Source organism: Pseudomonas spelaei (assembly GCF_009724245.1).
GTDB classification, from domain to species: Bacteria; Pseudomonadota; Gammaproteobacteria; order Pseudomonadales; family Pseudomonadaceae; genus Aquipseudomonas; species Aquipseudomonas spelaei.
Genome location: NZ_WNNK01000028.1, coordinates 56103 through 66955 on the forward strand (window position 1 = coordinate 56103; position 10853 = coordinate 66955).

Below are 10853 nucleotides of genomic sequence, written 5' to 3' on the forward strand. Positions count from 1 at the left end.
GCGTGCAAAAGTTAATTGAGTCTGTGGGAGCGCTGTCCTCCAAACAAAGGAAAGCGCTGGCGGTCCTGCTCAAGCAAAAGGGCATCAACCTGTTTGGGATTGCCCCGATGTTTACCCGCGACCCGGACGAGCCGCTCCTGCTGTCCTACGCTCAGCAACGCCAGTGGTTTCTGTGGAAGATGGACCCGCAGAGCCCGGCCTATAACATTCCGCTGGCGATTCGTTTGCGCGGCGCGCTGGATATAGACGCCCTGCGCCGCAGTGTGGCGGCACTGGTGGCGCGCCATGAAACCCTGCGCACGCTGTTTGCCGAAGATGAACAGGGGCGAGTGTCCCAGGTGATCGTCCCGCAGCTTGAGGTGCCGCTGGAGGTGGTTCCCTGCCCGGCGGGTGAGTCGCAACGCGGTATCGACGAGTTTGTCGCGATCCAGGCCGCCACGCCATTCGACCTGGCCAGTGGGCCACTGCTGCGCCTCGCGTTGTTGCCGGTGGCCGATGACGACTGGGTATTGACCTTGACCCAGCACCATATCGTCTCCGATGCCTGGTCCATGGGGGTGATGGTCGAGGAATTGCTCCAGGGCTATGCCGCCTTCAGCCAGGGCCAGTCGCCGGTGCTGCCGGACTTGCCGGTGCAGTACGCTGACTACGCCGCCTGGCAACGCCAGTGGATGGACAATGGCGAGCGCGAGCGGCAACTGGCGTATTGGGTCGAGCACCTGGCCGAGACGCCGGTCAAGCTGCAACTGCCGGGGCAGCGTGTGCCCGGGTCACAGCGCAGTCATCAGGGCGCGAGCCTGAACCTGACCCTGGGTGGTGCCTTGAGCGAGCAGCTCAAGGCATTGGCAACACGCGAGGGCGTGACCCTGTTTGTGTTGCTGCTGGCGAGTTTTCAGGCGCTGTTGCATCGCCTCAGCGGGCTGGATGACATCCGTGTCGGCGTGCCGGTGGCCAACCGCACGCGGGTTGAAACCGAGCGCCTGATCGGCTTTTTCGTCAACACTCAAGTGCTCAAGGCCCAGGTCAGTGGTGAGCAGCGCTTCAGTGATTTGCTGCGGCAGATGCGCGACACCGCGCTCAAGGCCCAGACCTTCCAGGACCTGCCGTTCGAGCAATTGGTGGACGCTTTACAGCCGCAGCGCAGCCTGAGTCATTCGCCACTGTTCCAGGTGATGTTCAACCATCAGCACGATGCACCGAGCCAGGCGCGTTCGCTGGCGGACGGCCTGACTGTGGAGCCTGTGGTGAGCGAGGTGCATAGCGCCAAGTTCGACCTGACCCTCAACACCCTTGAACACGCCAATGGCATCGACGCCAGTTTTATCTATGGCAACGAGGTGTTCGACGCTACCACCATTGAGCAACTGGCCAGCCAGTGGCAACGGGTGCTGGAGGCGATTGCTCTGAATGCACAGTTGCGCATTGAAGACCTGCCGGTAGTGACGGCCCTCGATCAACAGCGGGTAGTGCTGGCGGGCACTGGCGAACATCGCGAGTTTGCCGCGAGTAATGTGCTTGAGCTGTTCGCCCAACAGGTAGCACAGGTGCCGTACGTGCTGGCCGTGGTGGATGGCGAACGTAGCCTGAGCTATCGGCAACTGGATCTGGAGGCCGAGCGTCTGGCCGGGCGCCTGCGTCAGGCCGGGGTAGGGCCGAATGCGCTGGTGGGCGTGGTGCTGGAGCGCTCGGTGGAGTTGGCCGTGGCGATCCTGGCCGCGTTCAAGGTGGGCGCAGGGTATTTGCCGTTGGCACCGGACACCGCCGCTCAACGCTTGCGCGAGCTGTTGCGCGACAGTCGCGCCGCGTTGCTGCTGACCGATTCCCGCCAACTGTCGGGTGTGCAACTGAGCGACGAAATCGCTGTGCTGTGCATCGATGATACTCAGGCATCGGCGCCTGAGGTTGCGGTATCCGCGCCGCTGTTGGCGGGGCAAACCGCCTACGTCATCTACACCTCCGGCTCCACCGGTGCAGCCAAGGGCGTGATGATCAGCCACGGCGCCCTGGCCAATTATGCTCAGGGCCTGTTGCAACGTTTGCCTGAAGACTGTGGCCGCAGCATGGCGATGATCTCCACCGTAGCCGCCGACCTGGGCCACACCATGCTCTTTGGCGCCCTGTGTTCCGGGCGCACGCTGTACCTGATCGCCCAGGATTTGGCGATGGACGCCAACGGCATGGCACAGTATATGGCGGCCCACGCGGTGGATGTATTGAAGATTGTGCCGTCGCACCTCAATGCCTTGCTCAGCGCCGACGATGCAGCCAGTGTGCTGCCGAAAAAACTGCTGATCCTCGGCGGTGAAGCCTGCCCGTCCAGCCTGCGTGAGCGCGTGCAGCAACTGGCGCCGCAGTGCCGGATCATGAACCACTACGGCCCGACGGAAACCACCGTGGGCGTGCTCGCCACGGTGCTGGAGACCGACGGGCGCTTGCCCCTGGGCGTGCCGTTGGCCAACAGTCGGGTTGAAGTGCTGGACGCCAGCCTGCAACGCCTCGGTGCCGAAACGGCCGGGCAGCTGTATATCGGCGGCGCCGGCCTTGCTACCGGTTACCTGCACCAGCCGGGCCTGACCGCCGAGCGTTTTGTGCCCGATCCTTTTTCCACCCAGGGCGAGCGGCTGTACCGCAGCGGCGATGGCGTGCGCCTGGTGGAGGAAGCCTTTGAATACCTGGGACGTATCGACGACCAGGTGAAAATTCGCGGTTTCCGCGTGGAACCGGGCGAAGTCGCGGCCTGTTTGCGCAGCCTGCCTGACGTGCTGGATGCAGCAGTAGTGGTCGGGAGCGGCCCGCAGTTGTGGGCCTATGCCGTGAGTACCGAGCAGGCCCCGGCGTTGCTGGCGCAACTGCGTGAGCGTTTGCCGGCCTACCTCGTGCCAAGCCATTTGCAGGTGTTGGATAAATTGCCGCTGACCGCTAACGGCAAACTCGACCGCAAGGCGCTGCCAGCGCCGGGTGCCGACGTGGCACCGGCGTACCTGGCACCTCAGGGCGAGTTGGCGCAACGTATCGCGGCCATCTGGGAAGACGTCCTGCGCCGCGAACAGATTGGTGCTCAGGATAACTTCTTTGAACTGGGCGGCGACTCGATCATCTCGATCCAGGTGGTCAGCCGCGCCCGTCAGGCCGGCATTCGTTTTACCCCGCGCGACCTGTTCGAACACCAGACCGTGCAAGGCCTGGCCAGTGTCGCGCAGGTGGGGGAGGCGGCCAGCCAGGCCGATCAGGGACCGGTCACCGGCGAGCTGCGCCTGTTGCCGATCCAGCAGATGTTTTTCGACACGCCGATTCCCGAACGTCATCACTGGAACCAGTCGGTACTGCTGGTGCCGAGCCGAGTCCTTGAGCCCGCTACCCTTGAGCAAGCATTGCAGGCGCTGGTCATTCATCACGATGCGCTGCGCCTGGGTTTTGTCGAAGGTGCCGACGGCTGGACCGCTCATCATCGCGGGCTTGAACACACCAACCCGCTGCTCTGGCAGGAGGTCGCACAAAGCGAAGCGCACTGCCTGGACATCTATCAACGTGCCCAAGCCAGCCTCGACCTGAGCCAAGGCCCGCTGCTTCGCGCCGTATTGCTGGAGCATCCCGACGGCCAGCAGCGCCTGCTGCTGGTGGTGCATCACCTGGTGGTGGACGGTGTTTCCTGGCGCATTCTGTTCGAAGACCTGCAAGCCGCCTACGATGCCGCGAGCAACGCCCAGCCGCTACGCCTGCCGGCCAAGACCAGCGCCTTCAAGGACTGGAGCGAACGCCTGCATGCCCTGGCGGCGGACGGTGGTCTGCAAGCGGAAGTCGCCTATTGGCAGGCGCAACTGAACCCGGCCCAGCAGTATCTGCCGGGGCGCCGTGAGGTCCCGGTAGCCTTGATGCGTGAAGCAGTCACGGTCTCCACCACACTGGATGCACACACCACCCGTCAATTGCTGCAACAAGCCCCGGCGGCCTATCGCACCCAGATCAATGAACTGCTGCTGACGGCCCTGAGCCGGGTCGTTTGTCGCTGGACCGGTCAGCCGAGCATGGGCCTGATGCTGGAGGGGCATGGCCGCGAAGACCTGTTCGACGACCTGGACCTGACCCGCACCGTCGGCTGGTACACCAACAAGTTCCCGGTCAGCCTGACCCCCGGCACGACCTTGCAGGGCGGCATCAAGACCCTCAAGGAGCAACTGCGTGCCGTGCCGAACAAGGGCATCGGTTTTGGCGCGTTGCGTTACTTGGGCAGCCCGCAGGATCGGCAACGATTGGGAACTTTGCCGCTGCCGTGTATTACCTTCAATTACCTCGGTCAGTTCGACGGCAGTTTCGATCAGGACCAGGGTGCGCTGTTTTCACCGTCCACAGAAGCCAGTGGCAGTGAGCGCAGTGATGATGCACCGCTGAGTAACTGGCTGACCTTGAACGGTCAGGTGTACGGCGGCGTGTTGAGTGTCGGCTGGACCTTCAGCCGCGAGATGTTCGACGAAGGCGCCATCGAGCACCTGGCCCAGGACTACGCCCGCGAGTTGCAGGCCGTGGTTGAGCATTGCATCACCCCTGGTAACGGTGGGCTGACCCCGGCGGACTTCCCGCTGGCGCGCCTGACTCAGGCCCAACTCGACCAACTGCCACTGCCCGCCGGCAACGTACTGGATATCTACCCGCTGTCACCGATGCAGCAAGGCATGCTGTATCACAGCCTGGAGGCGGGTGAGGGCGACCTGTACATCAACCAGACCTGCGTGCCGGTGCAAGGCCTTGAAGTGCAGCGTTTTGCGGCGGCCTGGGACCAAGTGCAGCAGTGCCACGACATCCTGCGCACCGGTTTCTGGACGGCCAGCGAGTTGGCCGAGCCGTTGCAGATTGTCAGCAAGCAGGCGGCGTCGGCGGTGCGTATTGTCGATTGGCGCCAGCGTGACGTCGGCCCCGATGACTTGGCCGAACTGATCAGCGCCGATTGCCGAGAAGGTTTCGACATGCTCCAGGCGCCGCTGATGCGGGTGACGCTGGTGTGGCTGGACGAGGTGCGTTGTCACCTGATCTGGACCCGCCACCACATCCTTATGGACGGCTGGAGCAGCTCACGGTTGTTGGGCGAAGTGTTCAATGCCTACAACGGCCAAGCCACCGCGAAGCAGAGCCGTTACCAGGATTACATCGCCTGGTTGCAGCGCCAGGGCAACACCGCCCTGGAGGCGTTCTGGCGTGGCCAGCTCAGCGGTTTGAACGGCGCCACTGAACTGGCCGGCAACGTCTTCCCGCGCCCGCAAACCCAGCCGGGTGGTCACGACGCGCTTTACCTCAAATGGGACGAAACCCGTACCCGTCGCTTGCGCGAGCGGGCGCAACACTGGCGGGTCACGCCCAACACGCTGATCCAGGCCGCTTGGCTGCTGCTGTTGCAGCGCTACACCGGCCAGGAGACGGTGTGCTTCGGTGCCACCGTCGCCGGGCGCCCGGCCAGCTTGCCTCAGGCTGACGAAATCCTCGGGCTGTTCATCAACACCTTGCCGATCGTGCAGACACCTCGACCGGACCAACCCCTGGGCGAGTGGCTGGCGCAATTGCAGGCCTTCAACCTGGATGCACGAGACTACGAGCACGCGTCCCTGGCCGATATCCAGCGTTGGGCCGGGCAAAGTGGGCGGGCGATGTTCGACAGCATCATCGTGTTTGAAAACTACCCGGTGGATGACCGCTTGCAGGAAATGCGTCAGGGCGCCTTGCAGTTCGGCGAGGCCACCGGGCGCGATGTGACCAACTACGCCATGGACTTGGCGGTAAACCTCACCGAAACCCTGGGCATTGAGTTTCTGTACCTGCGTAACCGCTTTTCGCAAGAAGCCGTGGCGCGTATTCGCGGCAGCTTTGAAGCCTTGCTTGAGGCAATGCTCGACGACACGGGTGGCTCCACCGGCCGCCTGTGCATGCTCACCGCCGAGCAACGCCAGCACTTGGTTGCAAGCAATCCGTTGCAGGCTCTGCAACCGGCATCGCCATCTTTACTTGAGCGAATCGAAGCCCATGTCGAGCATCAACCTGAGGCGTTGGCGGTGGTCTGTGGCGACCAGCAACTGAGCTACCGCGCCCTGGAACAACAGGCCAACCGCTTCGCCCATTTATTGCGTGAGCGTGGCGTGGGGCCGGAAGTGCGGGTCGGCGTGGCGTTGAATCGCTCCACCGACATGATCGTCACCCTCTATGCAGTGCTCAAGGCCGGCGGCGTGTATGTGCCGCTGGACATCGACTACCCGCGCGAGCGCCTGCAATGGATCGTCGAGGATTCGGCGATGGCCGTGCTGGTGACCCGTGGCGAACTGCGCGAGCGGTTGCCGGCCATCGACAACGTGCTGGATATCGATCATCTCGACGTGCAGGCCTACCCCGATAGCCGTCCGGGCCTGAACATTGATGCCGATCACCTGGCCTACCTGATTTACACCTCGGGTTCCACCGGCAAGCCCAAGGGCGTGGCAGTGGCCCGTGGCCCGTTGAACATGCATTGCCAGGCGATTGCCCGCCGCTATGAAATGGACCGCGAGACCCGCGAGCTGCTGTTCATGTCCTTCGCCTTCGACGGCGCCCAGGAACGCTGGCTGACCACCTTGCTCGCCGGCGGTTGCCTGGTGCTAAGGGATGACACCCTGTGGACCCCGGAGGAAACCTGGCAGGTGCTGCACCGCCAGGCCATCAACATCGCGTGCTTCCCGCCGGCCTACCTCAAGCAACTGGCCGAATACGCCGAAAGCCAGGATGAAGCGCCGCCGGCAGTGCGGGTGTATTGCTTTGGCGGTGACGCAGTGGCCGACGAGACCTTTGAACAGGTCAAGCGCGCCTTGCGCCCGTCCTGGATCACCAACGGCTACGGGCCGACCGAAACCGTGGTCACGCCACTGCTCTGGACCGCCGACATGAACCAACGCTGCGAGGCAGCCTATGCGCCGATTGGCGTGCAGGTGGGCAATCGCACCTTGTACGTGCTGGATGACCAGCTCAACCCACTGCCCGATGGCGTGGCCGGCGAGTTATATATCGGCGGCGAAGGGTTGGCGCGGGGCTATCACCAGCGTGCCGGGCTGACGGCCGAGCGCTTTGTCGCCAGCCCGTTCGAGACGGGCGGGCGCCTGTATCGATCCGGTGACCTGGTGCGCCGTCGTCCGGATGGGGTGTTCGACTATCTGGGCCGCCTGGATCATCAGGTCAAGATTCGCGGCTTCCGCATCGAGCTGGGGGAAATCGAAGCCCGTCTGCGTACGCTGCCATCGGTGCGCGATGCCGTGGTGGTCGCGCGGGACAGTGCCTCGGGCAAGCAGTTGATCGGCTACGTGGTCGCCGAGGCGCACCCTGGCTTGAGCGAGCAACTGCGCCAGGCCCTGGGCAGCCAGTTGCCGGATTATATGGTGCCGTCGCAGATCGTCGCGTTGCAGGCCATGCCGTTGAACCCCAGTGGCAAGGTTGATCGCAAGGCCTTGCCGGATCCGGACTTCAAGGGCCAGGTTTATGTGGCGCCGCGCAATCCGCTGGAGCGAATGCTGGCGACCATCTGGCAAGAGGTGCTGGAGATCGAGCAGGTCGGTGTCACGGATAACTTCTTTGAACTGGGCGGTGATTCGCTGCGCACCCTCAAGGTCCTGAGCAAGGTCCGCAGCCAGGCCATGCCTGGTTTCGAACTGAAGCTGCGGGACATGCTGGCCAAACCGACCATCGCCCAATTGTCCGGTTTTGATGAGCAGCAGGAAGCCGACCTTGATCCGCTGCTGTTGCTCAATAGCCAGGTGCCAGGTACGGCGCCGTTGTTCTGCCTGCACGCCGGCTTTGGCACGGTGTTCGACTACGAGCCCCTGGCCCGGCAACTGGACGGCCAGTGCAGTGTGTATGGCCTGCAGTGCCGGATGCTGCTGGACCGCGATTGGGAAGATGATTCCCTGGCATCCATGGCCATCGACTACGCGCAATACATCCGCCAGAAACAGGCGCAAGGCCCGTATCGACTGTTGGGCTGGTCATTGGGCGGCACCCTGGCGGTGTTGGTGGCCAGCGAGTTGGAGAAGCAAGGCCAGCAGGTCAGCTTCCTCAGCCTGGTGGACAGCTTTATCCCGGCGACCTCGGCGCTGCTGGATGACGACGATTGGCGCGAAGGTTTGCCGGTGTTCCTCAGCCAGACCCTGGGCCTGATGGTCGATGTGGCGTTTGTTGAAAACCGGCTGCCAGTGATCGAGCCGAACCTGTCGGCACTGACCGAGCAGTTTGCGGCGCTTGCCGCGGACTACCCGTCTTCAGGCGCAACCTTTGGTGTGGAGGAGTCGGCCCGGGCCTTCCAGGTCGGCCTCAAGCTCAAGGCGTTGTCTCGCCGCCAGGCCGAGTTGCCAAGGATTGCCAGCGAAGCTGTGTGCTGGTGGCGCGGCGAACTGTCAGCGGAGTCGATCAAGGCCCGCGAGGCAGGCCTGGCGGTGGAGGAGAGCGAGCGTATTGCCGCCGACCACTACGCAATCATCAAGCACCCGCAGTTGCTCAAGCAGTTGCACCAGCGGTTGCATTCACCGGCGCCGGTTGTCGGTTGAAATAACGGGCAGTGCCACTTGGCACTGCCCTGTTTCCTTCTTTGAATTGGATACTCCCATGCCTGTACATCCCGATTTGTCGGCGTTTCTGGAGCTGGCGGAATTTGGTCGCCTGACCGGCAAAAGCCAGCCCATGCACACCTTGCCCGTCGCCCAGGCCCGTGCCGACTTTGAACGCTCCTCGCAAATCCTCGACCCCAATCCACCGGGTGCCGTCGAGGTGCAGGTGCTGCAGTTATCGACTCGTGATGGCGGCGTGTTGGACGGGCGTCTTTATCGGTTGGCATCGACGGCGGATCAAGTGCTGCCGACCATCCTCTACTTCCACGGTGGCGGCTACGTAGTGGGCAGCCTGGACTCCCATGACTCAGTGTGCCGACGCCTGGCATTGAGCGGCGAGTTTGCGGTGCTGGCGCCAGCCTATCGATTGGCGCCGGAATACCCGTTTCCTGCGGCGGTGCATGATGCCCTGGACAGTGTCGCGGCCTTGAAAGAACAGGCCGAACTGTTGCATCTGGACCCACAACGGCTGGTGGTGGCGGGCGACAGCGCGGGAGCCACCTTGGCGGCGGTCCTCGCGATCACGGCGGCCAATCATCCTGAACAAATCGCCCTGAAGCCGCAGGCGCAGTTGCTGTTCTACCCGGTGACCGACATGAGTGTGCAACGCGCCTCCCATCGCACCTATGCCGAAGGCTATTTGCTGGAAACCGACACCCTGGCGTGGTTTTACCAGCATTACGCCGGGTCAGCGGCTGAACGCCAGGACTGGCGTGCCTCACCGTTGTTGAGCGGGCAGACTGCTGCGCAGGCGCCTGCCTATATCAGCCTGGCGGAATATGATCCGTTGTTCGATGAAGGTGTGGCGTATGCCGAGCTGCTGAAGCAGGGCGGTACGCCGGTGCAGTTGACGGTGGAGCAGGGCTTGTCCCACGACTTCTTGCGCATGTCCGGCATCGTTGAGTCGGTGGATGATATTTATCGGCGGGCGTTGCAGTGGCTGGTGACAAACGCCTGCGGGTAACTTGCCGAAACCTCCTACCTGACCGCCAGATAACCTCTACTCCCCGCGCTTAAGAACCTCTGCAAAGTCTCTCGCCTGATCACACAGCGCGAGGGACCGCCGATGTTTTTGCCTACTCATGCCCCGTCCTACGGGGCTGCCCCTTGAATCCCGCCATTGGCTTTATGGTCCTGGCGGCCATGGACGCGAAGACGCGTGACGTCGAGTCCGTTCTTGGCAATTTCCGGCAATGCCTTAACACCTACGACAGTTGGGCCGAGAGCTTCTGGAGTTTTTCGGCGCTGGACGTCGAACAGGTGTTCAAAGTCGGCGATGAGGTGGCGCTTGTAGCGCCCATCAACCGCTCCATCCTCCCCAGCAGCACCGTCGCAATGTGCAAGGCCAGCGGTTCGTTGACCCTGGTGCATATGTTCCAGAGCGCGCGATTTGTGCCCATCGGCAATACGCCGGTGATGCTGCAAAAGGTCGACCCGAATGGGGGCGCGCTCGGCGAGCCGATTCATAAAACCATCGGCCCCAGCGGCATTCTTGAAGTCACCGAGTGCACTCGCGACCAACAGTATCGGGTGAGTTTTTACCCCAATGTGTCCAAGGAGCAGGTCAAGGCGCTGTATGCCTCCTACCAGTCGGTGATCGAGCCGTTGGAAGGTTGGTTGCGCGGTGAGTGGGCCGGCACGTTTGAACCGCTGTGGAAACACTACTCCGAGGCCAACTTTCTCAAGCGTTACATCACGCTGCATCAGGCCTATGCACAAGGGTTTGAAAAGGCGCTGCACGTCCTTTGGGACAGTATTTCGCAATTGTATGAGTGGCTGGCGGACCTGAAGCCCAACAGCGAAAAGTTGCTGCAATACCTCTCCCAAGCCGAGCTGGATAAATTGCTGGCGCTGAGCAGCGAGGTGATTGCCACCGGCTTGCTGGTGCTCAGTGATGAGCCACTGCTGTTCGTTTACCTGTCGGCGCTGCTCAGTTGGATGCGGATGCTGCCGCCGCCGTACATGAACGAGTTACTCGGCGAAATCAGTGCCGAAGTGCTGATCAACCTGTTGCTGGTCTGTGCCACTGGCGGCATGGGGGTGGTGATACGCCTCAGTGCCCAGGTGCTGAGCAGGGTCAAGTCCCAGCGTGCACGGCAGTGGCTGGAGCAGATCGCCAAGCAGTTTGCTGGAGTTCGGCTGGAACCGCATGCCGAGCGGGTCAAGCCGTTACTGCTCAGTAGCCCGGCGATACCGATCAAGATAGTGCCGAGTGTGCCGCTGAAGGCCGGGGTGCATGAAGTGCCG

2 protein-coding genes and 1 pseudogene are annotated in these 10853 nt (G+C 62.8%); all 3 read left to right on the top strand.

Annotation, left to right across the window (positions count from 1 at the left end):
- Positions 1-2: 2 nt before the first annotated feature.
- Complete coding sequence (locus tag GNF76_RS25200) at positions 3-8546, top strand: amino acid adenylation domain-containing protein (protein WP_343037848.1); 8544 nt, start codon at positions 3-5, stop codon at positions 8544-8546.
- A gap of 58 nt (positions 8547-8604) precedes the next feature.
- Positions 8605-9570: an alpha/beta hydrolase gene (locus GNF76_RS25205; protein WP_155585793.1), complete on the top strand. Its 966-nt coding sequence runs from the start codon at positions 8605-8607 to the stop codon at positions 9568-9570.
- 179 nt (positions 9571-9749) lie between these two features.
- Positions 9750-10853 (top strand): annotated as a pseudogene (locus GNF76_RS25210) (type IV secretion protein Rhs); the annotation flags it as partial.

Coding starts and splice junctions, on each gene's coding strand:
- GNF76_RS25205 (WP_155585793.1), top strand. CDS start 8,605: ATGCCTGTACATCCCGATTTGTCGGCGTTTCTGGAGCTGGCGGAATTT.